Annotated in this window: 30 protein-coding genes and 1 riboswitch; of the genes, 20 read left to right on the top strand and 10 right to left on the bottom strand. The window is 26.5% G+C overall.

What is annotated here, in order from left to right:
- Positions 1 to 43 precede the first annotated feature (43 nt).
- From ACTHUW_RS00225 to ACTHUW_RS00215, 3 genes are read right to left on the bottom strand one after another with little or no spacing between them, the layout of a single operon-like run.
- Entirely contained in the window at positions 44 to 1489 is a 1446-nt protein-coding gene (locus ACTHUW_RS00225) for a peptidoglycan D,D-transpeptidase FtsI family protein (RefSeq protein WP_442199283.1), read from the bottom strand.
- Positions 1461 to 2717, bottom strand: a complete 1257-nt coding sequence (locus tag ACTHUW_RS00220) for an FtsW/RodA/SpoVE family cell cycle protein (protein WP_442197027.1) — start codon at positions 2715 to 2717, stop codon at positions 1461 to 1463. The genes ACTHUW_RS00225 and ACTHUW_RS00220 overlap by 29 nt, the downstream gene beginning before the upstream one ends.
- Before the next feature lie 23 nt (positions 2718 to 2740).
- Positions 2741 to 3184 (bottom strand): FHA domain-containing protein, encoded by a 444-nt coding sequence (locus ACTHUW_RS00215; RefSeq protein WP_442197026.1) that lies wholly within the window; start codon positions 3182 to 3184, stop codon positions 2741 to 2743.
- A gap of 154 nt (positions 3185 to 3338) precedes the next feature.
- Here ACTHUW_RS00215 and ACTHUW_RS00210 point away from each other — a divergent pair, with 154 nt between their 5' ends.
- Positions 3339 to 3683, top strand: a complete 345-nt coding sequence (locus ACTHUW_RS00210) for a hypothetical protein (RefSeq protein WP_442197025.1) — start codon at positions 3339 to 3341, stop codon at positions 3681 to 3683.
- Here ACTHUW_RS00210 and ACTHUW_RS00205 read toward each other — a convergent pair.
- Positions 3641 to 4579 carry a cobalamin-dependent protein gene (locus tag ACTHUW_RS00205; RefSeq protein WP_442197024.1) on the bottom strand — a complete coding sequence of 313 codons (939 nt, stop codon included), beginning with the start codon at positions 4577 to 4579 and terminating at the stop codon, positions 3641 to 3643. The genes ACTHUW_RS00210 and ACTHUW_RS00205 overlap by 43 nt on opposite strands.
- Positions 4580 to 4726: 147 nt before the next feature.
- Here ACTHUW_RS00205 and ACTHUW_RS00200 point away from each other — a divergent pair, with 147 nt between their 5' ends.
- The 3 genes from ACTHUW_RS00200 (at position 4727) to ACTHUW_RS00190 (ending at position 7655) form a co-directional block, all read left to right on the top strand.
- Entirely contained in the window at positions 4727 to 6244 is a 1518-nt protein-coding gene (locus tag ACTHUW_RS00200) for a phytoene desaturase family protein (RefSeq protein WP_442197023.1), read from the top strand.
- A gap of 96 nt (positions 6245 to 6340) precedes the next feature.
- Entirely contained in the window at positions 6341 to 7093 is a 753-nt protein-coding gene (gene murI, locus ACTHUW_RS00195; RefSeq protein ID WP_442197022.1) for a glutamate racemase, read from the top strand.
- A 10-nt stretch (positions 7094 to 7103) separates the two neighbouring features.
- Entirely contained in the window at positions 7104 to 7655 is a 552-nt protein-coding gene (locus tag ACTHUW_RS00190; RefSeq protein WP_442197021.1) for a sugar O-acetyltransferase, read from the top strand.
- 21 nt (positions 7656 to 7676) lie between these two features.
- Here ACTHUW_RS00190 and grxC read toward each other — a convergent pair whose 3' ends face one another.
- Positions 7677 to 7937, bottom strand: coding sequence for a glutaredoxin 3 (gene grxC, locus ACTHUW_RS00185; RefSeq protein WP_442197020.1), 261 nt, complete (start codon positions 7935 to 7937; stop codon positions 7677 to 7679).
- Positions 7938 to 8043: 106 nt separating this feature from the next.
- Positions 8044 to 8144, top strand: a riboswitch (TPP riboswitch).
- Positions 8145 to 8216: 72 nt separating this feature from the next.
- Here grxC and ACTHUW_RS00180 point away from each other — a divergent pair.
- The 5 genes from ACTHUW_RS00180 to ACTHUW_RS00160 all read left to right on the top strand — a co-directional run bounded on the left by ACTHUW_RS00180 (position 8217) and on the right by ACTHUW_RS00160 (position 11449).
- Positions 8217 to 8507 (top strand): MTH1187 family thiamine-binding protein, encoded by a 291-nt coding sequence (locus ACTHUW_RS00180; protein WP_442197019.1) that lies wholly within the window; start codon positions 8217 to 8219, stop codon positions 8505 to 8507.
- On the top strand, positions 8479 to 9246 hold the full coding sequence (locus ACTHUW_RS00175; RefSeq protein WP_442197018.1) for an ABC transporter permease: 768 nt from the start codon (positions 8479 to 8481) through the stop codon (positions 9244 to 9246). The genes ACTHUW_RS00180 and ACTHUW_RS00175 overlap by 29 nt, the downstream gene beginning before the upstream one ends.
- Before the next feature lie 18 nt (positions 9247 to 9264).
- Entirely contained in the window at positions 9265 to 10269 is a 1005-nt protein-coding gene (locus ACTHUW_RS00170; RefSeq protein ID WP_442197017.1) for an ABC transporter substrate-binding protein, read from the top strand.
- The gene (locus ACTHUW_RS00165) at positions 10247 to 10996 is read left to right on the top strand and encodes an ABC transporter ATP-binding protein (protein WP_442197016.1); all 750 of its coding nucleotides are present in this window, start codon (positions 10247 to 10249) and stop codon (positions 10994 to 10996) included. The genes ACTHUW_RS00170 and ACTHUW_RS00165 overlap by 23 nt, the downstream gene beginning before the upstream one ends.
- Positions 10997 to 11071: 75 nt before the next feature.
- Positions 11072 to 11449: a PH domain-containing protein gene (locus tag ACTHUW_RS00160; protein ID WP_442197015.1), complete on the top strand. Its 378-nt coding sequence runs from the start codon at positions 11072 to 11074 to the stop codon at positions 11447 to 11449.
- Positions 11450 to 11472: 23 nt separating this feature from the next.
- Here ACTHUW_RS00160 and ACTHUW_RS00155 read toward each other — a convergent pair whose 3' ends face one another.
- The gene (locus ACTHUW_RS00155; protein ID WP_442210768.1) at positions 11473 to 12306 is read right to left on the bottom strand and encodes a hypothetical protein; all 834 of its coding nucleotides are present in this window, start codon (positions 12304 to 12306) and stop codon (positions 11473 to 11475) included.
- A 144-nt stretch (positions 12307 to 12450) separates the two neighbouring features.
- Here ACTHUW_RS00155 and trhA point away from each other — a divergent pair, with 144 nt between their 5' ends.
- The 6 genes from trhA to hcp all read left to right on the top strand — a co-directional run bounded on the left by trhA (position 12451) and on the right by hcp (position 18219).
- Positions 12451 to 13092: a PAQR family membrane homeostasis protein TrhA gene (gene trhA, locus ACTHUW_RS00150; RefSeq protein WP_442197013.1), complete on the top strand. Its 642-nt coding sequence runs from the start codon at positions 12451 to 12453 to the stop codon at positions 13090 to 13092.
- 28 nt (positions 13093 to 13120) lie between these two features.
- The gene (locus ACTHUW_RS00145) at positions 13121 to 14086 is read left to right on the top strand and encodes a tocopherol cyclase family protein (protein WP_442210766.1); all 966 of its coding nucleotides are present in this window, start codon (positions 13121 to 13123) and stop codon (positions 14084 to 14086) included.
- Positions 14087 to 14138: 52 nt separating this feature from the next.
- The gene (locus ACTHUW_RS00140; protein WP_442212222.1) at positions 14139 to 14885 is read left to right on the top strand and encodes an APH(3') family aminoglycoside O-phosphotransferase; all 747 of its coding nucleotides are present in this window, start codon (positions 14139 to 14141) and stop codon (positions 14883 to 14885) included.
- Between the two features lie 82 nt (positions 14886 to 14967).
- On the top strand, positions 14968 to 15564 hold the full coding sequence (locus ACTHUW_RS00135) for a metal-dependent hydrolase (protein ID WP_442210765.1): 597 nt from the start codon (positions 14968 to 14970) through the stop codon (positions 15562 to 15564).
- 53 nt (positions 15565 to 15617) lie between these two features.
- Complete coding sequence (locus ACTHUW_RS00130) at positions 15618 to 16493, top strand: HD-GYP domain-containing protein (protein ID WP_442199228.1); 876 nt, start codon at positions 15618 to 15620, stop codon at positions 16491 to 16493.
- A 79-nt stretch (positions 16494 to 16572) separates the two neighbouring features.
- On the top strand, positions 16573 to 18219 hold the full coding sequence (hcp, locus tag ACTHUW_RS00125; protein WP_442197008.1) for a hydroxylamine reductase: 1647 nt from the start codon (positions 16573 to 16575) through the stop codon (positions 18217 to 18219).
- Between the two features lie 55 nt (positions 18220 to 18274).
- Here hcp and ACTHUW_RS00120 read toward each other — a convergent pair whose 3' ends face one another.
- Together ACTHUW_RS00120 and ACTHUW_RS00115 are read right to left on the bottom strand one after the other, a co-directional pair.
- Positions 18275 to 18925, bottom strand: a complete 651-nt coding sequence (locus ACTHUW_RS00120) for a hypothetical protein (RefSeq protein WP_442197007.1) — start codon at positions 18923 to 18925, stop codon at positions 18275 to 18277.
- A 76-nt stretch (positions 18926 to 19001) separates the two neighbouring features.
- Positions 19002 to 20015: a YeiH family protein gene (locus tag ACTHUW_RS00115; protein WP_442197006.1), complete on the bottom strand. Its 1014-nt coding sequence runs from the start codon at positions 20013 to 20015 to the stop codon at positions 19002 to 19004.
- A 137-nt stretch (positions 20016 to 20152) separates the two neighbouring features.
- Between ACTHUW_RS00115 and ACTHUW_RS00110 the strand changes: the two genes are divergently transcribed.
- The 5 genes from ACTHUW_RS00110 (at position 20153) to ACTHUW_RS00090 (ending at position 25372) form a co-directional block, all read left to right on the top strand.
- Positions 20153 to 21250, top strand: coding sequence for a metallophosphoesterase family protein (locus ACTHUW_RS00110; RefSeq protein WP_442210763.1), 1098 nt, complete (start codon positions 20153 to 20155; stop codon positions 21248 to 21250).
- Positions 21250 to 23493 (top strand): ATP-binding protein, encoded by a 2244-nt coding sequence (locus tag ACTHUW_RS00105; protein ID WP_442197004.1) that lies wholly within the window; start codon positions 21250 to 21252, stop codon positions 23491 to 23493. Before ACTHUW_RS00110 ends, ACTHUW_RS00105 begins: the two co-directional genes overlap by 1 nt.
- Before the next feature lie 13 nt (positions 23494 to 23506).
- A complete protein-coding gene (locus ACTHUW_RS00100; RefSeq protein ID WP_442197003.1) occupies positions 23507 to 24193 on the top strand; it encodes a metallophosphoesterase in 687 nt (228 codons plus the stop codon).
- Positions 24194 to 24203: 10 nt separating this feature from the next.
- Positions 24204 to 24749 carry a class IV adenylate cyclase gene (locus ACTHUW_RS00095; protein ID WP_442197002.1) on the top strand — a complete coding sequence of 182 codons (546 nt, stop codon included), beginning with the start codon at positions 24204 to 24206 and terminating at the stop codon, positions 24747 to 24749.
- Positions 24750 to 24820: 71 nt separating this feature from the next.
- Entirely contained in the window at positions 24821 to 25372 is a 552-nt protein-coding gene (locus tag ACTHUW_RS00090) for a hypothetical protein (RefSeq protein WP_442197001.1), read from the top strand.
- Positions 25373 to 25412: 40 nt separating this feature from the next.
- On the opposite strand, the gene ACTHUW_RS00085 is transcribed toward ACTHUW_RS00090, so the two are convergent.
- Both ACTHUW_RS00085 and ACTHUW_RS00080 read right to left on the bottom strand, forming a co-directional pair.
- Positions 25413 to 25613, bottom strand: a complete 201-nt coding sequence (locus tag ACTHUW_RS00085) for a DUF378 domain-containing protein (protein WP_442197000.1) — start codon at positions 25611 to 25613, stop codon at positions 25413 to 25415.
- 93 nt (positions 25614 to 25706) lie between these two features.
- Positions 25707 to 26015 carry a hypothetical protein gene (locus ACTHUW_RS00080; RefSeq protein ID WP_442196999.1) on the bottom strand — a complete coding sequence of 103 codons (309 nt, stop codon included), beginning with the start codon at positions 26013 to 26015 and terminating at the stop codon, positions 25707 to 25709.
- Between the last annotated feature and the right edge of the window lie 46 nt (positions 26016 to 26061).

The following is a 26061-nucleotide window of genomic DNA, read 5'->3' as shown; positions in this document are numbered from 1 at the left end:
TTCATTATTAAAATTACCCTTAGATAATGTAATAATTCAAATTTTATTTTAAATATTTTAATAATACATTTCTTGCAATTGGACTAGCAGTAGAACCTCCTGTACCTCCATCATGTTCAAGAAATACCACTACAGCAATTCCTGGATTATCTGCTGGTGCAAATGAAACAAACCATGAATGATCTTTTTTACGATTGCCATCTTTATCATTACCAGTTTCAGCAGTTCCAGTTTTACCTGCTACTTGAATACCTCTAATACTTGCTTTTTTTCCTGTTCCATTTCCTACTACTGAAACCATCATATCACTTATATTATTTGCATTTTCAGGACTTGTAACTGTGGATAAAATTTCTGGTTCAATTTGCTTTATAATATTATTATCTGAATCAATTATTTCTTTTACAAGTCTTGGTTTCATCATCTCTCCATCATTAGCTATGGCTGATGCCATAAGTGCCATATTTAAAGGAGTTACAGATAATTCACCCTGACCCATAGAAGTTGCAGCAAGAGCAGCCTTATCTAAATTACTTTTAGAAAAACTTGATTTCTTAACATCTATATCAAAGGGGATTTTTTTATTAATCATGAATGATTCTGATTTTTTCTCTAAGGTCTTTTCTCCTAATTCTACACCTATTTGTGCAAAGGCTACATTACATGATTTAGTAAGGGATTCCTTTAAATCTACATTACCATGAGCACTAGCATTATAATCCCTTATTGGTTTTCCACCAATTGTAATTTCACCATCACAGTCAAAATTAGTACTGACATCATTTTCAAGTGCTGATGTTGCTGTTATAACTTTGAATATTGATCCGGGAGGGAATAGTCCTTGTGTTGCTTTATTTGTAAGTTGTCCATCTATCTGATTTTCCTTGTTTTCAAGTAAGTTACCTATAGAATTGGGATCAAAATCAGGAAAACTTACCATAGAAAGTATATCACCTGTTTGTGGATTCATAGCAACTATTGCACCCTTTTTACCATCTAATTGATTCTTAGTATAATTTTGTAATTCATGGTCTATTGTAAGAACTAGAGAATTACCTTTTGAATCCTTTTTAATAGGTAATCTATCCTTATTGACACCTGTCTTATCTAATATTTGAAAAAACACATTCTTTACATCATCTATTATATTACTTTCAGTAAGGGTGGATGCAAAAGTCTTTTCAAGACCAGTATTCCCATATCTATCATTATCATAGCCAATAATATGGCTATATAAACTACCATATTCATAATGTCTTGTTTGTTTTTTATCTTCATTTTTCGTACTATATGCAAGCTCTTTTTGATTTCTATCATATATAGAACCCCTTATAACATATGCATTGTCATCAGGTCTTTTATTATAGCTACTTGTCCTTATAGTATCTGCTTCAAAAATTTCAAAATAAGTTAAATATACAATCAATGATATAAAAAGTGCACTAAAAAGTAAAAGTACTCTAATTATTCTTTTTTGCTCTTTGTTCATCTATTGTCTCCTCCTCATCAGCATCAAAATGAATATATTCTGAGGCAACTTGTAAAATACCAAGGGATGCAAAACTCATGATAAGAGAACTACCACCATAACTTAAGAAGGGAAGTGTAATTCCTGTAAGCGGAATTAGTTTAGTAACTCCTCCAAGTATTATAAAGGCTTGAAATCCTAACATTGATGTAATCCCAAGAGATACAATTCTAAAAAAACCATCCCTTTGTTCAAGTGAAATTTTAATTCCCCTATATATCAATATGAGAAATAACATTATAACAGCTATTCCTGTAAGTATTCCCATTTCTTCAATTATAGCAGAGAATATAAAGTCAGTTTGTACCTCAGGTATAAAAGTAGGATAGCCCTTACCGAGACCAGTACCTAAAAATCCACCTTCAGATATAGCAAATAATGATTGTGTTATCTGATATCCTTTACCTGATATAGAACTCCAAGGATCTATCCACGTCTCAACTCTCACTCTAACATGACCAAATAAAAAATAACCCATAACACCCATCAATGAAGCGCCAAGCATATTTAATAATATAAACTTTCTATCATTTTCATACACATAAAATATAATTATGAATACGAGATAAAAGAGCATTGCAGAACCTAAATCCCTTTGAATAAATAAAAATCCGATATGTGCATAAACAATAGCAGAAAGTATATATTTATTTTCAAATTTATCCCTATTTGTAAAATAGGCTGCTAAGAAAAACACAAAAAGAATTTTTATAATTTCTACAGGTTGAAAACTATAGCCCTTAATTTTTATCCAGTTTGTAGCTCCATTTATATTGCTACCAAAGATTAAAGTGGATAGGAATAATACAAGGGACAGACCTATATATAAATACATAGCTTTATTCCAATAAGGTATCTTTTTAACTATAAAATATGTAGCATAAAAAACAAAAATACCTAACATGTACCATATTACTTGTTTGAAACCAAGTTCTGGATTTATTCTATAAATCATAATAATACCTAAACTCATCATCATACTAACTATTAATAATATATAATTATCTCCTGAAGATATTTTAAGCAATATTATATTTGATAAATATATAGTGAGAGTAAGACCTAATACTACACCTATAGATAATCTATCAAAACTCTTATTAAAAAGCATCACTAATGATAAACTAAACAAATTTAAAATTAGTAATAAATTATGTGGAGCTTTAAAACTAATTGAACGATTAAACATAAAAACACCTCGCTAAATATTACTTATTTTTCAATTACAAATAAAAAATTAAGTCTTCCAATTGTAATAGTATCTCCGCTAACTAGTTTTATGGCATTGTCTACCTTTTTGTTATTTACAAATGTTCCATTTGCACTATTTAAGTCTTCTAAAAAATAATCTGCTTTTTCTTTTATTATCTGAGCATGCTCTTTAGAAATATAGGGATCTTTTATAACTATTTTATTGTTATTTGACCTCCCTATTTTAACATTTGAAATTAAAGAATAAAATTCATCAACTTTAAAGGGAAGAGAATCTTTTCTGTTTATGAGCTTTAAGTATGTATCGCCTCTAATTTCTTTATTTTTAATTCCTCTTATATCAAGATATATAAGTCTTATTATCCAAAACATAAAAAGATAAATCAAAAGAATAAATATATATCTAAATACTGAAGATATACCTGACCAAACAATATCAAACATAGAATCACCTTCTTTATATATTTTATACTATTTTATCATATTACAAGAAGAATTGTTTAAATTAAAGGGTTAATATATGTTAAATATATTAAAAATAGATTACATGAAAGATATTTTCCTGTATAATAACAGTAAAAGGACCTGGAGGTATATCATGAATGATAAATATAAATTAACACTTAAAGTAATAGGACCTACAATTATAGCTATTATTTTTTCATTGTTATCATATAAAATATTAGACATTTATTTTTTTAGAGGAATTGAAGGAAGAGAAGTTTTTATAAAATATTCAGCTCTTTTTAGTATTATACCCATAGCCAGTATATTAGCTGGAATGCTTTCTAAAGCATTTTTAGACAAGCTATGGGTATCTATATTTAATGTTTTAGCAATATGGTTATTATTATTTACTTTATTTGATTTCAATATAATTTTATTGCCCTTTTTGCCTATTTATATAATTTGTGGACTTTTAGGAGCATTACTAGCTTTTTGATCTTGCACAAGATTATTAGCTACAGTTATTACTTCTTTGCAGTTTTTAGCATATCCATCTGCTCCAACAAATTCACATAAAGTATCATCAGTATTAAATGGTTGACCACCTACTAAAAATTTAATATTCTTCTTATTATTACTTAACCTTATATTTGTAATCATTGATTTAATACTATTGATATTATAATCCATAGTAGTAGAGATAGCTATTAAGTCAATATCCTTATCCTTTATCATCTTCATGATACTATCTATTGGCAAGTCAGTACCTAAGAAATATACAAACCAACCATCTTGTTCTAATACATCAGATATCATTCTAATTCCTATAGAATGTCTCTCTCCATGAGTTGATAAGAAGAGTGCATTTAAATCCTTAGGTCTAGCTGTTTTGTATTCAAAATAAATTTCAGACATTATTCTTTTAGTTGCTTCAGTAAAATAATGTTCTTCTCCTATTGAAATTTTATTTTTCTCCCACATATTGCCTACCTTTATTAAAGATTTTTGAATTATATTAAAATAAATATCTTCAAGTTTGACATTTGCTTTTACTAATTGTAATAATATATTTTTTGCTTTTAAAATATCTTCGCTTCTTAGTTCTATGAAATAACTATTAAATACTTTATTATAATCTATATCATTTTCAGTATTAAAACTAATAAGACTGGAATTTGTGATTTCTACACTTTCAGTTCTACCAACTAAGTAATCAATAGATACATTAAAAAAATCTGCAAAGCTTTTTAATATGTTAGGATTTGGAAAACGTGATCCGTTTTCATAATTAGCTATTGTAGTTTGTCCTATACCTAATTGACCTGCTAATTTTTTTTGAGTTAATTCATATTTTTTTCTGAGTTTCTTTATTCTTTTCCCAAATATATTCATTCTTTCATCTCCCATAAATATATAATACCACGAATTGTAATATTTATTCAATAAATCTATAATAAAATATTTTTATATGCTTATTTGTGGTATAATAATTATATAATATCACGTATTGCAATTAAAGTATATCGGAGGAGGTTTATTATGAAAGGGAAAGTAAACATAATAGGAGCAGGGCCAGGAGGTCTGAGCGCAGGTATGATACTTGCAAACAAAGGTTATGATGTAGAAATTTTTGAAAAACAAAACTTTATAGGTGGTAGAACATCTATTTTTAATATGGGTGATTATAGGTTTGATTTAGGTCCTACATTTTTAATGATGAAGGATGTATTAGAAGATGTCTTTAAAAAAACAGGAAGAAAAGTAAAGGATTATATAGATATAAAGGAAGTAGATCCATTATATAGAATAGTTTATGGTGATGGTAGAGAATTTTATCCATCTAGAAAACCAGATAAAATGATAAGTGAAATAGAAAGATTGTTTCCAGGTAATGTGGAAGGTTATAAGGTATTTATGAAAAAAGAAAAGAAAAAATATGATATATTATTTGAAGCATTAAAGGAAAGTTATATAAAACCTACTGATATGTTAAAAAAACCAGCTTTAAGATCCATTCCTTATATAGGTTTAAATAAAAATTTATTTGATGTACTTGGAAAATATTTCAATGAAGATGATCTTAAAATGGCATTTACTTTTCAAGCTAAATATCTTGGAATGTCACCTTGGGATTGTCCTGGTGGATATAGTATAATATCATATATTGAACATGCAACAGGGGTACATCATATTATGGGTGGTTTTGGTGAAATTGCAAATGCTATGTTAAGAGTTATAAAAGAAGAGGGCGGTAAACTACATTTAAATACTGAAGTTAAAAATTTATTAATTGAAGATGAAAAGGTAATAGGTATAGAGCTTTCTGATGGAAGTAAACGCTATAGCGATAATACTATTATAAATGCTGATTTTGGCTATTCTATGAATAATTTAGTTGACGATAAATACAAGAAAAAATATACAAGAGAAAAAATTAAAAAACAAGATTATTCTTGTTCAACCTATATGCTTTATTTAGGGGTGGACAAGGTATATGATGTATCACATAATAATATAATTTTTTCAAAAGATTATAAAAATAATGTTTATGAAATAGGAAATAGCAAAATCTTATCAGAAGATCCATCTATATATGTTCAAAATGCAGTAGTAACTGACAAATCTGTAGCTCCACAAGGAAAATCTACAATATATGTTTTAGTTCCTGTACCAAATAATACATCTAACATTGATTGGGATAGTGAAAAAGATAAATTCAGAGAAAAGGTATTAGATATATTAGAAACAAAAGGCGGATTTCCTGATTTAAGAAAACATATAGAAGCCCAAAGAATGATAACACCAAAGAATTGGGAAGAAGATATGAATGTTCATGAAGGTGCTGTATTTAATTTAGGGCACAATATAAAACAAATGTTATATTTTAGACCACATAATAAGTTTGAGGAGTTTGATAACTGTTATTTAGTAGGTGGAGGTACTCATCCTGGTAGTGGTTTACCAACTATATTTGAATCAGGAATTATAACTTCAGATTTACTTGAAGAATACAATAAAAATAAACCTAAAAAGTTACAAAAGGCATCAATGCTTTAAAGCATTGATGTTTTTATTTTAAATTTAAATTATATTTGTCTTCATAATGGAAATACTTTATAATATATTATAATAAAGCATTATGGAGGATACAATATGAAGATTGGAATATTTGATTCAGGAGTAGGAGGGATAACTGTCTTAAAGGAAGCTTTAAATCAGTTACCTGGTATGGAATATATATATTATGCAGATACAATTAATGTTCCATATGGAACAAAACCAAAAGAAAATGTGAAAAAATATATATTTAAAGTTGTAGAATTTTTAAATGACAAAAATATTGATGCACTTATAATAGCATGTAATACAGCTACAAGTATTGCCATAAAAGATTTAAGAGAGAGATATGATTTTCCAATAATAGGGATGGAACCTGCCTTAAAGCCTGCAATAGAAAGTTCAGATAATAGAAAAGTTATAGTTACAGCAACCAACTTGACTTTACAAGAGAAAAAATTTAATGATCTAGTGACAAAATTAAATTCTTGGAATATAGTAGAGCCATTGCCCCTACCTAAATTAGTAGAATATGCTGAAAGCTTTATTTTTGATAAAAATATAATACTACCCTATTTAAAAAAGCAATTTGAAAAGTTTAACTTAGAAGAATATGGAACTGTAGTTCTTGGATGTACTCATTTTCCATATTATAAAGAATATTTTAAAGAAGTACTTCCAAAAGATATAGATATAATAGATGGTAACTATGGTACTATCAAAAATTTAAAAAACATATTAAATATAAAAGAAAAAAAGGATCAAAAAGAAAGTAAAATAACTTTTTATATTTCTGGTAGGGAGGATAAAGAAGAACTTAAAAAGTATTTAAATATATTAAACAAATAGAGGTGTACTCATGACTGAAAAAGAAAAAATGATAGCTGGAGATATGTATGATGCTACAGATGAAGAATTATTTGAAGATCGAATGAGAGCAAAGATATTATGTAAAAAATATAATGATATGAAACCTTATCAATTAGATGAAAGAAAAGAAGTTCTTAAAAGACTTTTTGATACAGAAAATGATTCTTATATTGAGCCTAATTTTTTTTGTGACTATGGCTATAATATTGTCATAGGAAAGAATTTTTATGTAAATCATAATTGTGTTATATTAGATTCCTGTAAGGTTGAATTTGGCGATAATGTAATGATAGGACCTAATGTTGGAATATATACTGCAACTCACCCAACAGATCCTATAGAGAGAAATTCTGGGCTAGAGTTTGCTCGCCCTATAAAAATAGGTGAAAATGTATGGATAGGTGGAGGATCTACTATATATCCTGGAGTAACAGTTGGAGATAATGTTGTGATTGCTGGTGGTAGTGTTGTAACTAAGAGTGTGGAAGCTAATAAAGTAGTTGGAGGAAATCCAGCTAAAATAATAAAAGATATAAAATAAAGGTGGCTATTATAGCCACCTTTATTTTATACCAAAAACTTGATCAAACTCACCTTTTTTATGAAGTGCTACTATTTCATCACACCCACCGATAAATTTATTATCTACAAAAATTTGAGGTACAGTACTACTATTGGTTTCCTTCTTTAACTCTTCTAATTTTTCCATATTATTGCTTATTTCTATTTCTTCATATTCTACACCTTTATTATCCATTAATCTTTTAGCCCTTAGGCAAAATGGACAAGTACTAGTAGTGTAGATTTTAACATCTTTTGACATTTAAAAACCTCCTAAATTTTCATATATTTAATTTACCCAATAATTATAAGTTCAATTAATATAATTGACATTTAAGATTTAATGTATTACAATTAATTTGAAATATAATAAAAATCTGGGGAGCTAATTTAGCTGAGAGGAAATAAAATTCGACCCATTAGACCTGCACTGGATAATGCCAGCGAAGGGAGAATAATATTTGCACCTTAGATATTTACCCCTTCATATATATGGAGGGGTTTATTTTATTTAATAAATCAATTTAAAGGAGATGGTTTTGTGCCAATAGTAAATGTAGAACTTCAAGTATTACCAAGAGTAGAGGATGAAAGATTATATGATGTAGTTGATGAAGTTATAAAATACATTGATAATTCAGGAGTGAAATATCAAGTAGGACCTATGGGAACTACAATGGAAGGAGAATTTGATGATCTTATGGATATAGTAAAAGAAGCTCAAAATATATGTGTAAGAGAAGGTTCTTCTAGAGTATTATCAGTAGTAAAAATAGATTATAAAGCAGAAGGTGTGACAATGAATGAAAAGGTGGGGAAATATAGAAAGTAAGATAATACCTAGTGTTTTCTTTTTCTTTTTATTATTTATTTGGGAATTAGTAGTTAAAATTGGTGTGGTTAAGCAATATATTTTGCCTTCACCTACAGATATCATAAAGGTGTTTCCAAATATACATCCAGAAATATGGAAACATATATCTACAACAATTCAAGAAGCAGCACTTGGGTTTATAATAGCTATAATACTTGCTATAATCTTAGCTATTATTATGGATAATATAAAAATAATAAAAGAAGCAATTTATCCAATAATAATAGTATCTCAAACTGTACCAATAATTGCTTTAGCACCACTATTTGCTGCATGGTTTGGTTTTGGAAAACTGCCAAAAATAATGGTAGTAATTCTCGTATGTTTTTTCCCTATATTAGTTAGTTTAATTCATGGACTTGAATCTGTAGATAAGGATTTACTAAACTTGTTAAAATCCATGGGAGCAAGTAGATTTCAAATATTTAAAGAAGTAAAGTTTCCAGCATCCTTAGTTAGTTTTTTTTCTGGACTTAGAATAGCTGCAACATATAGTATTATGGGAGCAGTTATAGGAGAATGGCTAGGAGGAAAAGATGGGCTTGGAGTATATATGATAAGAGTAAGGCATTCATTTGCATTAGATAAGTTTTTTGCAGTTATAATAATAATAGTTATTCTTAGCATGATACTATTTAAAATTATTAATTTATTTCAAAAATATTTAATGCCTTGGGAAGAAGTCAATAAAAATTAATAAATGGAGTGAAAATAAATGAAAAAAGTGATTTCTATATTTATAATATTAATACTAGTATCATCAATTATAGTAGCTTGTTCAAATGATGAGACAAGCAATAAAAAGAATCAAGAGTTAGAAAAAGTAACTGTGATTTTAGATTGGGTACCAAATACTAATCATACAGGATTATATGTAGCAAAGAATAAAGGCTATTATGAAGAAGAAGGTTTGGATGTTGAAATAATTCAACCATCAGAAGGTGGGGCTGCAAATTTAATAGCTAATGAACAAGGGGAATTTGGAATTAGTTATCAAGAAGAAGTTACTTATGCAAGAACTTCAGAAAATCCTCTGCCTATAAAGGCTATTTCAGCTGTAATACAAAACAATACTTCTGGATTTGCATCGCCAAAAGACAAAAACATAGAAACTCCAAAAGATTTTGAAGATAAAAAGTATGGTGGCTGGGGTGCACCTATGGAAGAAGCAATGATAAAGGGGCTTATGGAAAAGGAAGAATCTGATTTTTCTAAAGTGGAAATGGTGAATATAGGTAGTCTAGATTTTTTTACTGCGGTAAAGGATCATGTAGATTTCACTTGGATTTTTTATGGTTGGGATGGTGTAGCAGCTAAAGAAAAAGGAATAGATTTGAATTTTATTAAACTTCAAGATTTTGATAAAGATTTAAATTTCTATACACCAGTTATAATTGCAAATGAAAAATTATTAGAAGATAAGCCAGAGCTTGCAAGGAAATTTCTAAAGGCTACAGAAAAAGGATATGAATTTTCAATAGAAAAACCAAAAGAAGCAGCAATGGAACTATTAAAAGACAATTCAGAAATAGATGAGAATATAGCAATAGAAAGCCAAAAATATTTAGCTGATGAATATAAAAAAGGTGTAGATAGATGGGGAGAAATGAAAGAAGATATCTGGAGCAACTATGCTAATTGGATGTATGAAAAGAAATTAATAGAAAGTGAACTTGAAGTAAAAGAGGCGTATACAAATGACTTCTTGCCAGAAAAATAAAGTTGAAATAAATAATATTTCCAAATCATTTGAAGATTTATTAATTGTAGATGACATTACATTAAATTTAAATGAAAAAGAATTTGTAACCATACTCGGACCAAGTGGTAGTGGAAAAAGCACTATTTTTAATATTATATCAGGACTCATGAAACCAGATGATGGCAATATTTATATAGAAGGTGAAGATTATACATCAAAAACTGGCAGGGTAAGTTATATGTATCAAAAAGATTTACTTATGCCTTGGAAAAAAATAATTGATAACGTATCTCTTCCCTTAGTATTAAAGGGAATGGATAAAAAACAAGCACGTAAAAAGGTAGCTGATTACTTTCATATATTTGGATTAGATGGATTTGAATATAAATATCCTCATCAATTATCAGGGGGTATGAAGCAACGCGCAGCACTCCTTCGCACATATATGTTTTCAGAAGATATAATTTTATTGGATGAGCCTTTTGGAGGGCTTGATGCTATAACTAAATCTAAAATGCAATTGTGGCTCTTAGATATACTAGATAAATTAGAAGCTTCAATATTTTTTATTACTCATGATGTAGAAGAGGCAATATTTCTATCAGATAGAATATATATATTATCTGAAAGACCAGCAAATGTAAAAGAAGAGATAATAATAGATTTACCAAAGCCAAGACATAAAGATATAGTCACTACAAATAAATTTAACGATATTAAAAAACATATACTTGACATATTATAATCAAGAGTCCTTTCAATCTTGCATATATATTGTTATAATATCAATATAACAAATATAATATAAGAGGTGGGCGATATGGGTATTTTTGATAGTTTATTAGGAAATGCATCAGAGGTTAATATAGAAAAAATAGAAGAAGAATTAATAGATATATTTGCAAATGGTGAGCATGTTGAAAGAGCATTTAATATCTTTAGAGATTTATTTGTATTTACAAATAAGAGACTTATATTAATAGACAAACAAGGAGTAAGTGGTAAAAAGACAGAATATCATTCTGTGCCATATAAAAACATCACTCACTTTAGTGTAGAAACAGCAGGACATTTTGACATGGATTCAGAACTTAAAATATGGATATCAGGTACATCTGAACCTATATCAAAACAATTTGGCAAAAATAACAATATTAATAATGTGCAAAAAATATTAGCCGGATATGTATTAAATTAAAATGAGAGCATAATTTCATGCTCTCATTTTAATAATATATCCACAAAATAATCTATATTATATTTTAACATTGTAAAAACTAAATTTGCTTTAGTTTTATTATCTAAGTCTATAAAATTATTTTCTAAATCATCTATTAAAGACCCGGGCATTTCTGTCTCAGTTCCATATAATAATGCTGCTCTTACAATATTGTTAGCTAGCTTTTTAGAAGTTTCACTTTTTTCTAATAAACTTTCTATTTCTTTTATAAATTCCTTTTGATTTTTAGGGACATATTTTTCAATAATTTTATCATTATTAGTTTTATAACTAATTTCAATATTCTCTTCATTTAAATTAATATCTAAAATATCTATTTCTTCTAATTTATTTATATTTAGATATAATGAATCATTAATATCTTTTAATCCAAAACTATTTAATAATGAATTTGGTAAAGGTAATTTACCTATTTTAAAATCTGCAACTTTAAAGTTTAATGTATTCCTATCTAAATCTAAAGATATATTTAAATCCATAATTAATATAAAAGGAGAATTTTTAAATGAAGCTTTAGTAACTATTTTTCCGTCTTTTAAATTTAAATAGACATTTTTTATCTCTTTATTTTTTTCCATATTAGAATTCAATCTGTCCACTAATCTTTTGGCTAATAATCCATTCACTTCTTCTTCCGTAAAACTAACAGTGTTTTTATTATAAATGTCTAAATTTGATTTAAATACCACTCTATCTATCAAAAATTCTTCATCTAATTTTTTAGTAGATTCTATATTTTCACCAGAAAAAGCTAATACACCTATTACTATAATTGATATTAAAATTATTAATAAAAGCAATTTTAAAAATTTCATCAAAACACCTCCAAATTATATATATTTAAATACCCAATATTTTATTATACAATAAGTTATTCTTACAATATAATGGTTAATACTATATAATAGAAGGTAAGATCCAATTATAAATATAAGAAAAATTGTAAAGGAGAATTTTTTATGGATAAAAAAGCAATATATTCAAAAAGTGAAGAAATAACTAATGCAATATCACATGGTATAGGTCTAGCATTTGCTATAGCATCCCTTACTATTTTAGTGGTGTTAGCTTCAATATATGGAGAAGTATGGCATGTAGTGAGTTTTGCTATATATGGTGCTACACTTGTAATATTATATTTATCATCTACTCTTTATCATAGTTTTCCAACAGGAAGAGTAAAGGAAATTTTTCAAATATGCGATCACGCGTCTATTTATTTACTTATAGCGGGAACTTATACGCCGCTTATGCTTATTCCATTAAGGGGTAAACTTGGATGGACTTTATTTGGTATAGTTTGGGGAATAGCTATTTTAGGTATAGCATTTAAGATATTTTTTGTAAAGAGATTTGCTATAGTCTCTCTATTATTATATTTAGGTATGGGATGGCTAATTGTTATAGCTATTAAACCTCTTATTAATTCTATAAGTTTAGAGAGTATCATTTTTTTAATAGCTGGTGGATTATCATATACTATTGGAACAATATTTTATGCAAATAAAAAGATAAAATTCAACCATGCTATATGGCATTTATTTGTACTAGGTGGAAGCATATGTCACTTCTTTACAATATTATTTTTATTACCGAGGTGAAATATATTAAAACAAATGAGGGATATAAATGGGAAGAATTAAAAATATATGGAATCCAGATAATTTCCAAGGTAAACATGAGAAAAAGGAATATTTTGAAGGTTGGTATTTTAAATTAGTTGATAAAGAAGAAGAAAATTTTCTTGCAATAATACCAGGTATTTCAATAAAAGATGATGGTAGTAGTCATAGTTTCATTCAAGTAAATGATGGAAATAATAATAAAGCCTACTATATAGAATACCTCTATAAAGACTTTACTTATGAAGAAGATAAATTTATTGTAAAAATAGGTGGTAATTTATTTAGTAAAGATAAGCTAATATTAGATATAGATACCAATGATTTAAAATTAAAAGGAAAATTAGAATTTAAAAATAATGTAGAATGGCCAGTTAAACTACTTTCACCGGGCGCTATGGGATGGTTCAGATTTATGCCTTTTATGGAATGTTATCATGGAGTAGTTAGTATGAATCATGATATTTATGGAAATATAAATATAAATTCAAAAACTATTAATTTTGATAAAGGAAAAGGCTATATAGAAAAAGATTGGGGCACATCCTTTCCAAAAACTTGGATATGGGCACAATCAAATCATTTTAGCAAAGAAAATAATTCTATATTTATATCTATTGCAAACATCCCTTTTATAGGAAGGGAATTTAATGGATTTTTAATGGGTTTATTACATGAAGGTAAGTTGTATAGATTTACTACTTATACAGGATCAAAAATAAATAAACTTAAATACATGGATGATAGTATAGAATTTACAGTTAGTGATTCTAAATATAGTTTACATGTAAAAATAATAAAGCATAATACCACTAGGTTGATATCACCTAAAAATGGGAATATGAATGGTACTGTTGAAGAAAGTCTAACTTCTTCCATAGAGATAGAATTAAAAAATAAAAAGAATAATACTATTATATTTAAAGATATTGGAAGAAATTCTGGTTTTGAAGTTAAGGGAAGATTAATATAAAGTGTCTTTAAATCATATCATAAGAGTAAAGAGTTAAAATGGGGTGTAAATCTTGAAATATGATATGCCAATAGATTTAAAAGAAATAATTAAAAATAGAATGATTATAAGAAATAATAAAGGCTGTTCTGGATCAGAGGTTTTTTTGTTAAGAGGTACAAGTGATAGTGAGGATTATTTTCTTAAAATTTCCAAAGAAGATAAATTTTCTTATCTTGAATCAGAGAAGATTAAACTTGATTGGCTAAAGGATAAATTGCCAGTTCCAAAAGTATATTACTTTAAAAAAATAGATGGTTATGAATATTTACTTTTATCTAAAATAAAAGGTAGTGATATATTAACACAAGAAATATTACAAAGACCATACTTTGTAGCTCAAAAAGTAGGTAAAGCTTTAAAACAGATACATAATATAGACATTTCAAATTGTGAATTTAATGAAACTATAAATGATAAATTAAAATTAATCAAAAACATGTATAATCACAAAAGGAATCTAAGAATATATAAATCTCTATTTCAATTTAAACCTATAGAAGAAGATTTAGTTTTTACACATGGAGATTATTGTTTCCCCAATATAATGATAGATAATGATGATATATCTGGATTTATTGATTTAGGTAGAAGTGGCATAGGCGATAGATATGTAGATATTTCGGTTATAATCAGATCAATAGTATTAAACTATAAAAACTATAACGTATTAAAGGTTTTTTTAGAAGAATATGGACTAAAGAATATAGATTATGAAAAATTAAAATACTATGCTGATATAGATAAATTAATAAATTAAGCTTTAAATAAAAGATCTGGGCTATCCTAGATCTTTTATGGTATAATAGAACTAACGTTCTTTTAAAATGGGGGAAAAATAAATGCAAGGCAAATCACATTTAGTAGTAGGATTAGCAGCTGGAGTTACAATTGCCTTAAACAGAGATATTGAAAGTATTTCCTTAGTGATATTTGGAACATCAATAGGAGCTTTAATGCCTGATATTGATCATCCAAAAAGCAAAATAAATCAAAAATTACTTCAACATAAAAATAATTCATATAAGATATTATTTTATACTTTAATAGGCTTGATTTTACTATATATTTATAGTTTAAACAATAATTTTACATTCTTAATAGGAGGAGTAATAACTATTTTAATAGGAGTATCTAAGCATAGGGGTTTTACTCATAGTTTATTGGGTATATTTCTTTTTATAAAGCTAGGCAGAAGTTTAGTACATGAATTTGGATATAATGATATATATTTAGGTTTTTACATTGGATATATATCACATTTGGCTGCTGATTTTTTCACTAAGGGAGGAATTGAAATACTTTATCCTTTTAGTGAAAACTTTTCTTTTCCTTTATCAATTAAAACTGGAGGTAAAGTAGAAAATTCGATAGTTATTATATTAATATTATATTCATTTTACTCTATACTTAAATACTTTAATTTTCTTTTATATTAAGTAGAATAAAAGGTGTATTTATAGTAGCATAATATTTAAAGAGGTGTGATATATTGGAAAAAAACATGAGGCCAAATAATGATTTAGAAAATCATAAGTTCTTTGAAATTTATGATGAATTACAGAATAAGATAGAAATATTATTTACTGATATTAATGGAGGAAAAAAAGTCAAGATCAGTAATTTAGATGATGAGATAGATGAGATTATAAAATATATATTAAACAATAATAATATATTATCATTATTAAAACAATCAGATAATAGTAAATATCTTATATATCATTCCATAAATGTTGGATTAATATCTTTAACCATAGGGATAGCATTAGGATATTCAAATAAAAGGTTAAAAGATTTATTAATATCAGGGCTATTTCACGATATAGGCATGATAAAGGTCCCTCAAAAGATAATTGATAAAGCAGGGCCCTTAAGTCAAGAAGAGTTTATTATAATAATAAATCATACAATAACTGGATATAAAATTTTAAAAGAAATTTCTAATATAAATCCAGAAATTACATATGGTGCACTTCATCATCATGAAAGAGAAGATGGAAGTGGTTATCCTTTAGGAATTAAATCTGATGAAATACATGAATTTGGCAAGATAATATCAATTGCAGATATATTTGATGCTATGACAACTGATAAGATATATAAAAAGAAAAAATCACCTTTTATGGCTGCAGAAGAGATACTTTATAATAGTGTTGGCATATTAGATAATGAAATTACTACAGATTTTTTAAACAATATTTCAAAACACTATATTGGAAGTAGAGTGAAATTAAATGATGGCAGTATAGGAGAGATTATAGAAATCAATAAGGCAATACCTACAAGACCCATTGTAAATATAAATGGAAAAGTAATTGACTTAATTGGAGATAATAATTATGAGATTATTGATATTATAAATTAAATTCTTGTGATATGAATCACAGATAACTTTTAGGGTATATAATATTATGGAATTAAGAAAAGAACAGGGAGGTTTTATGATGTCAATGTTTTGTTATCAATGTCAAGAAGCAGCAAAAAACGTAGGATGTACTGTTAAAGGGGTGTGTGGTAAGACAAGCAACGTAGCAAACTTACAAGATCTTTTAATATATTCATTAAAAGGAATCTCAGAAATAGTAATAAAAGGAAATTTAAATGTACCTGAGTTAGGCGAGGTTAACAATAAAATGTTAAATGGCTTATTTGTTACAATAACTAATGCTAACTTTGATGAAGATTCAATTGCTAAAGAAATAAATAAAATGATTGAAATTAGAGATGAATTAAGAAGCAAAGTAGAAATTAGTGATTTACATGATTCAGCTACATTTACTGTAGATGGAAAAGAGGACATGCTTAAAAAGGGCGAAGAAATAGGAGTACTTACTACAGAAAATGAAGATGTAAGATCTTTAAGAGAACTTATAACTTATGGATTAAAGGGAATGGCTGCATATACTGATCATGCTTTAAACTTAGGGAAAACTAATGAAGAAATATATGATTTTATATATAAAGCACTTCAAGCTACATTAGATGATAGTTTATCAGCAGATGATTTAGTAGCCTTAACTATAGAAACAGGGAACTATGGAGTAAAATCAATGGCATTACTTGATGAAGCTAACACTTCTTCATATGGTAATCCAGAAATAACAGAAGTTAATATTGGAACAAGAAATAACCCTGCTATATTAGTATCAGGACATGATTTAAAAGATTTTGAACAATTACTTGAGCAAACAAAAGATTCTGGAGTAGACATTTACACTCATAGTGAAATGCTACCAGCTAACTATTATCCAGAATTCAAAAAATATGATCATTTTGTAGGAAATTATGGTAACTCATGGTGGAAACAATTGACTGAATTTGAAAGCTTCAATGGTCCAATACTATTTACAACAAACTGTATAGTACCACCTAAAAAAGAAGAAATAAGAAAGAGAATATTTACCACAGGGGCATCAGGATATCCTGGATGTACTCATATAGAATCAGATGAAAATGGTAAGAAGGATTTCTCAGAAATAATAGAAATGGCTAAAAAATTAGATGCACCAACAGAAATAGAAACAGGTTCGATAGTAGGTGGATTTGCACATAATCAAGTTATGCAACTTGCAGATAAAGTTGTAGATGCAGTTAAGACAGGCGCTATAAAGAGATTCTTTGTAATGGCAGGCTGTGATGGAAGAATGAAATCAAGAGATTATTATACTGAGTTTGCAGATAAACTTCCAGAAGATACAGTTATTCTTACAGCAGGTTGTGCAAAATATAGATATAACAAATTACCACTTGGTGATATAGGAGGAATTCCTAGAGTACTTGATGCAGGACAATGTAATGATTCATACTCATTAGCAGTTATTGCAATGAAGCTTAAAGAAGTATTTGAATTAGAAGATATAAATGAATTACCAATATCATATAATATTGCATGGTATGAGCAAAAAGCTGTAATAGTATTATTAGCGTTACTTGCACTAGGTGTTAAAGATATTCACTTAGGACCAACATTACCAGCATTCCTTTCACCAAATGTGGCTAATGTATTAGTTGACAAATTTGGTATAGCTCCAAATGGAGAAGTTGAAAGTGACATTGCAATGTTCATGGGTGGAGAAAAAGAATTAGCATAATATAAATATAAAAGCAAAAAAAGTAGATATCATATGATATCTACTTTTTTTAATATTATTTTTTATAAATGTTATGTTCTAGGCTACCACTCTTATCTTCATATTCATATCCAAATGAATTATTAGCATTTTCTACGAAATTACTATTCCAAAGGGATCTTAAACTATAATAAATATCAGTATTTCCATTTACTTTTTCCCAATATTTTTTATGAAGACAATTTGTAACTTGCCACTCTATTTTCTCTTCACTAGAATTTGTAACATTATTTGCACTATCACATGGCATACCATCTAAAATATAATTATTTAATGCTTTGAAAATTTCCATTGCATCATTTACTGGATATTTTTCTTTTGCATCTAATCCACATTCCCTACCTTGCTTTTCATATTCTGATTCAATAATTACAATTGCTTCACCAGGGAATTTATCTAATACAGTAGTTACAAAATCTGCAAATCTTGTTTCAACAGTATTGATATTTTCTTGTAACCAGCCATGGATATTATCTGTATCTATAAGTTCTTCTAATGGTTTATCTTCTAAAAGAGCACCATATTTATCCAGAAAAACTTCATGTGTTTGTTCTATTTCAAGACCATATTTATTACTTAAACTACCTACAATATTTTTTTCTAATTCTTCATGCAATTTTATCTTACTAAATAACCAATGATGTATTGGACCTAAAAATCTACTCACAAAACTACCTCCTTTTATTATAACTATATACAATTATACCCTTAAGAAGGATAATCAATAAGTGATTTAAGTCACATTAGATCATTATTTTTGATAATACTAAACTAAAAATTGAAATCAAGAAAAATAATATACTACAAGCATAAAGTGCTTTTAGGCCAGTAGATGTAAATGATTTTATATTTACCTTTAATCCCATTGCTACCATTGCCATAAGAATAAAAAAGTTACTTAATTCTTTTAATATAAATATTAAATCAATATTTAAAGTGCCTATAGAAAAAGCTACAGGAATCAGCTTATATATATCATTAATTGTGAAAAATGCTCCTACTAATATAAAAAGTAATACATAAATAGGAAAACTGACTCTTTTTTTCTCACCAGACTTAGAAGTGTTAAAAATCATACTTAAAATAATTGCAACAGGTGCAAGTAATGTCACTCTTGCCATCTTCACAATAGTTCCTATTTCCATACTTATACTGTCAGCACCTCGCGCTCCAGCCCCAGCTAAAGCATGTGCAACACCTTGAAGGGAACTACCAGCCCATATGCCATATTCTATATCAGATAAAGGGATGACATAAGAAAGTGAAGAATATATAACTACACCAAGTGCTCCAAGAAGACTGATTATAGCAACAGATATAGCAGTATCTTCTTCATCTGCATCTATTACAGGACCCATAGCTACAATTGCAGAAGCACCACAAATAGATGAACCTACTCCTAAGAGGGTAGATAGTTTATTGTTTAAAGAAAAGTATTTACCAATTAAATGTGAAAGGATTAAAGCAGAAACTACTATAATTATAACTAAAATAAGTATCATAGGCCCAAGTTCTATAACAGCATTAAAATTCAATTTAACCCCTAAAAGCACAATACCCCATTTTAATATTTTTTTTAGTGAATAAGTGATGCCAGCTTCTAGATTTTCACCATATCCTATAGTATTAGTAATTATTATACCTAAGATTATTCCAATAGTTAATGTTTCTATAAATCCTAATAAATATGTATTTAAAAGCATTGAAACTATAGAAATAAAAATTACAAATACTAATCCTTGACAAATTTTTTTCATCAAAAAACCTCCCTAAAGTTTAATTATACTAAGTATCTTATAACAATAATATGTTTTTTTCAATTTAACTTTTTTATCTGTTATAATAGTTATAGTATATAAAGAATAAAAACAATTATATTATAGAGGTGAAACAAATGAGTATTAGCTTTATACATACAGCAGATGTACATATAGGTATGAAGTTTACAAGAGGTATTTTAGATTCATCTACTAGCAAAAACAAAAGAATGGAAATAATGGATACTTTTCTTAATATAGTAGAGAGATGTAAGCTTAAAAACACTGATTTTTTATTGATAGCTGGAGATTTATTTGAAGACGAGCTTTGCACTATAGCTGATTTGAAAATAATAAATGACAGTTTTAAAGAAATAAATAAAACAAAGGTAATAATGATAAGTGGAAACCATGATTATTTAAATGAAAAATCCTTATATAATTTAATTGATTGGAATGAAAATGTATATATAATGTCCAATGAAAAATTAGATAAATTAACATTTGAAGAATATAACACTGAAATATGGGGACTTAGCTGGTATGAAAAAGAGAAATCAAAAGAAAACTTTGAAAATATAAAGATAAATAAAGATAAAAATAATATATTATTATTACATGCTGATTTATTAGATAAGAATTCAAAGTACATGCCTATTGATAAAAAAATAGTTGAAAATTTAGGTTTTGATTACCTAGCATTAGGTCATATACATAAACACCAATGCATAGGAGGAAACATATGCTATCCAGGCACTCCAGAACCTTTAGATTTTGGTGAATTAGGAGAACATGGTATCATTGAAGGGGTAGTAGATAAAAATAGCTTAGATCTGAATTTCATACCTATTGCCAAAAGAAATTATCATAATTTATATTTAAATATAGATTCTCAAATGACTTATAATGATATATTAAATCAAATAATTGATATGGAAGATAAAGATAATTTTAAAAAGGATTTCTTTAGAATAATTCTAGAAGGATTTATAGATAAGGATATGAAATATAAGATAAAGGAACTAGAATATAAGTTAAAAGATGATTTTTATTTTTTAAAGATTATAGATAATACAAAAGAAGATTATGATTTAGAAAGTATGTTAAGAGAAAATAAAGATAATATTATTGGGAAATTTATAAAAGAAATGAAGGAAAAAGACTTAGGAGATGAAATAATAAATCAAGCATTGACTATAGGAATGGAAGAACTGTTAAAGGAGAAGGGTATGTAATGAATATAGAAGAATTAAATATTCTTTCTTTTGGAAAATTTAAAAATAAAAAGATGAAATTATCAAATGGATTGAATATAATCTATGGTGAAAATGAAGCAGGTAAAAGCACCATACATAAATTTATAGAAGCAATGCTCTTTAGTTTTTTTAAAACTTATACTAAAACTAAAAGATATAATGATCAATATGATAAATATTTTCCATGGAATGAAAATCAATATAGAGGGTCATTAAAATATTCATATAAGGGTGAGACATTTAATATAGAGCGTAATTTCATCAAAGGTAATGATGAGGTAAAAATATTTGATGATAAAACAGGTGAAGATATTAGTAATATGTATGAATATAATCCTATTACAAGACTTATAGAGCCAGCTAGTCTTCATTTTGGCATAAATAAATCCATATATATGAATACTGTAAGTATTCCTCAACTAAAAAGCCAAACAGATGAAAGTTTTTCTAAAGAAGTAAAAGATAAGCTAATAAATATGGGTGGTAGTTTAGATGATGATATATCGATAAAAAAAGTTATAGAAAGATTAGAAAAAAGAATAGATGATATAGGAACTAAAAACAGACTTAAAACTTCTCCATATGGTAAAATAGTTGAAGAGATAAATAATTTAAATATAAAAAGGAATAAAGCATATAAAATATTTGATGATACCAAGAAATTTCAAGAAGACTTGAAAAAACAAAAAAATATATTTAATAATTTTTTAAAAAAGAAAGAAAAATTAGAAGAAGATATCTATAAATACAAATGCAAGGAATTAAATGAAAAACATTCTAAGGTAAAAAAATTATTAGAAGAAGTTGATAAGCTTCATAAACAATCATATGTATTTAAAAGATTTAAAGATATTAAAATAGAAGATTATGGGGAAATAATAAAACATGAAAATAGCATAAACTCTATAAAAGAAAATATTGAAATAATAAAAAATAGTTTAATAGAGATTAATAAAAAAATGGATTTGATAAATGATCATTTAGAAGAAATAAAATTAAGATATAATGAAAAAGGTGATTATAAAAGACAATTAAAAGAAAATCAAAAACTTAAAAAATCCATAACAATAAATAAAATATTAGTTTTTTTATTTTCATTTTTTTTCATAGGCGGTTTGATTATTGCTTACTTATTTAGTGATATTTATTATTTAACTTCCATTATATTTTTTATTTTTAATATTTACTTTTTACTAAGGGTTAAAAATAAAAAATCAACTATTAATGACAATGAAAATTTAATTAAATCTTTAGAAATGGAGATAAAATCAAAGGAAGATGAATTAAGAGAAACTGAAAGATTTTTACAAAGTCAAAAACTAGAAAAAAACACTGAAATAGAAAGATTAAAGACAAAATTAAATGCTGAAAACTTGGGTATTAAATTGATATTAAATAAATATAAATTTGAAAATTCACAGGATCTAAAAGAAGGAATAGAAAAAAGAAAAAGATATGAAGATATTATAAAAGAAATTAATTATAAAAGAGAGATATTAAGCAGCATATTAATGAATAAAACATTTGAAGAATTAGAAGAAGAAGTCAAAGCATGTTCACAAATGAACATAGATAACATTGACTTAAATGATGAAAACTCCTTAGAAGAACTGAAGTCTTTAAATGATACTATAAGAAAAAAAGATAAAGAAATATCCAGTTTGGAACAAAAAATTGAAACCATGCACTCTTTATTTCCTCCAATACAAGAAATAGATGAGGATATTTCTATAAAAGAACAAGAAGCGTTAGAATATGAAAATCAACTTAAATCAATAGACATAGCTAAAAATACTATTGAAAGTATATCTAAAAATATTCACAGAGAATTTGCTCCTAAACTTAATGAAAATGTATCAAATATAATATCAGAAATTACAAATGAAAAATATAAAAATATAAAAATAACAGAAAACCTAGGATTAAAGGTAGTAGGTGAGGATAATAATCTTATAGATATGGATAGTCTTAGTTATGGTACTATAGATCAAATATACTTTTCGCTTAGATTTGGCATTATAGATATAATAAAAAACAATAAAAAGATACCATTAATATTAGATGATTGTTTTATACAATATGATGATAATAGGCTTAATTCTATTTTAGATTTTATATATAATGAGTCAAAGAAAAGACAAATAATATTATTTACTTGCCAAATGAGAGAAAAACAAATATTGAAAAATAAAAACTATGAGTTTAAATATATTGAAATTTAATAGAGGTGGTAAGATGGCTATATATGCAATTGCAGATTTACATTTAGATCCTATTGGAGATAAACCTATGGATATATTTGATTCTAAATGGAAAAATCATGAAAAAAATATTTTTGATAATTGGATAAAAAAAATAAATGAAGAAGATTTAATCCTATTAGCTGGTGATATAAGTTGGGGCCTTAAATTAAAAGAAGCTAAAATAGATCTTGAAAAAATAGAAAAACTTCCAGGACATAAAGTGATTTCTAAAGGAAATCATGATTATTGGTGGGAAACTAAAGCTAAATTAAATGCTTTAGATCTTAGAAATATTCATTTCTTATATAATGATGGTTTTAAATACAATGATATAGGTATTGCTGGTACTAGAGGTTGGATACCAAAAGATAGTGATGAATTCAAAGAAAAAGATAATAAGATATTTGATAGAGAAATGAATAGATTAGAATTATCTTTAAAGCAAATAAAAAATATGAAAAAAAAGATAGTAATGATACATTATCCGCCCTTTAATATATCAGGAAATACAAATGAATTTGTAGGTATAATGAAAGAACATAATGTAGATATATGTGTATATGGGCATCTTCATGGAGAAGGACATAAACATATAAAAGAAGGAATATTTGATGGAATAAGTTTCAAATGTATAGCAAGTGATTATATAAATTTTAATCCTATAAAAATTTTAGAATAGAGGTGACATTGTGACTAAAGAACTTGAAGTAAAGGTGCTTGGAATAAATAAAATAGAGATGATAGAAAAATTAGAAAAAATAGGTGCAAAAAAAATAAAAGAAGAAAACCAAAAAAACATAATACTAGATACTTTAGATAAAAGAATAGAAAATAAATATAATGGATACTTAAGAATAAGAACTAGTAAAAATAATATAAATAATGAATATAAAAAAAAGATAACATTAAAGACAATATTATCAGATGAAACATATAGAGAAAATAAAGAAATTGAAGTCAATATAGACAATGAAGATAATATGTTTGATATATTTAAAATGTTAGGGCTTGTTACTAATTACATAGGATATAAAGAAAGGATATCCTATCAATATGAAGATATTTTATTTGAAATAGATTCTTGGGATGAAGATACCTACCCAGATACTTATATGGAAATAGAAATACAAGGTAAAAAGGACTTAGATAAAGCTATAAGATTACTTGATTTAAATAAAAAATATATAACTACAAAGTCTATTACAGAACTTAGGCGTGATAAAGGTTTAGAATGATTTTTCACACTTTATTTATAAATGACATATTATAATTATATGGATTTTATAAATGAAAAGAGGTGAGAAATTTGAAAAAGATATTAGTTGCTTTAATTCCCATATATTTTTTAATAGATAAGAAATATATTAATTTTGATATAGAGAAATTTGATATAAAGAAATTGAAACTTGATAGAGATTATAGAAATCAAATAGAACTTATGGAAAGTGTGAAAAGGTATTTTCCAGAAAATCAACAAATTGTTTTATCAAAAGTAGAAGATGTATTTGATGTATTAAATAAGGTAAACAGAATAAGATCAGAAAGATATAATGGTTTAATTGAAAGTCAAATAAATTTATCGAGCATTGATAAAAAAGAAAAGATATTAGAAAATATTGGTGCATATAGTGATGGAAAGAGCAAAGAATTGATTTCAAAGGTTTTAAATACAAAGAGGAATATATATAAAGCAAAAGAAAATATACAAAGACATAGAAGTTTAACTAAGAACAAAGAAATAAATAAACTAGATTCTGCCATATCTTTCATGAATTGCTTTAAACCTGTACTTAGAAATGACATTAATAAAAAAGTAATTAAAGTTGAAAAAGTAATAAATACATTAAAAGCTCCTTAAAAACAAATAAAGAGGTCGGGTGTATTATCCGACCTCTTTATTATTCAGCTACTATATTTCTATCTCTAAATAAAAGTGAGATACAATATAATCCTGCAAGTCCTACTAACCCATATACTACTCTACTTAAAAAAGCTCCTTGGCCACCAAATAATGAAGCAACTAAATCAAACTGAAATAATGCAATTAAAGCCCAATTAAGTGCTCCTACAATTACAAGTATTAGAGCAAATCTATCCACTATAAAACCTCCTAATATACTAAATTTGTATATTAATAGTATTACTTAATTTTATAATATTATACATTTTTATATAAAAATAAGGATAATCAATTATTGATTATCCTTATTTTGCATTTGGCTCATAAAAGCCATTGCCATTTCAAGTCCCTTTACAAGTTCTTCATTAATTTTTTCCATTGATTCTTCTTCTTTTCCTTCTACTACAGTAATTCTTGCAATATTTTTACCTATTTCTAATTTCTTAAAATCATCACCTAAGATTGATTTTATGCCATCTAATATCATTTTCTTGCTTTCTTTTTCTCCTAAAAAAGATTCATATTGATTTTGAACTGCTAAGAGGATCCTTTTTTCTTCATCTAACTTGATATATTTTATAAATTGATTAATTGTATCCATATAAGCCCACCTTTTTATTATAATATAAAATTTTATTACAAATGAC

Origin of the sequence: Senegalia sp. (in: firmicutes) (genome assembly GCF_052088025.1) — a bacterium.
Lineage (GTDB): Bacteria > Bacillota > Clostridia > Tissierellales > SIT17 > Anaeromonas.
This window is presented reverse-complemented; position numbering and strand designations above follow the sequence as displayed.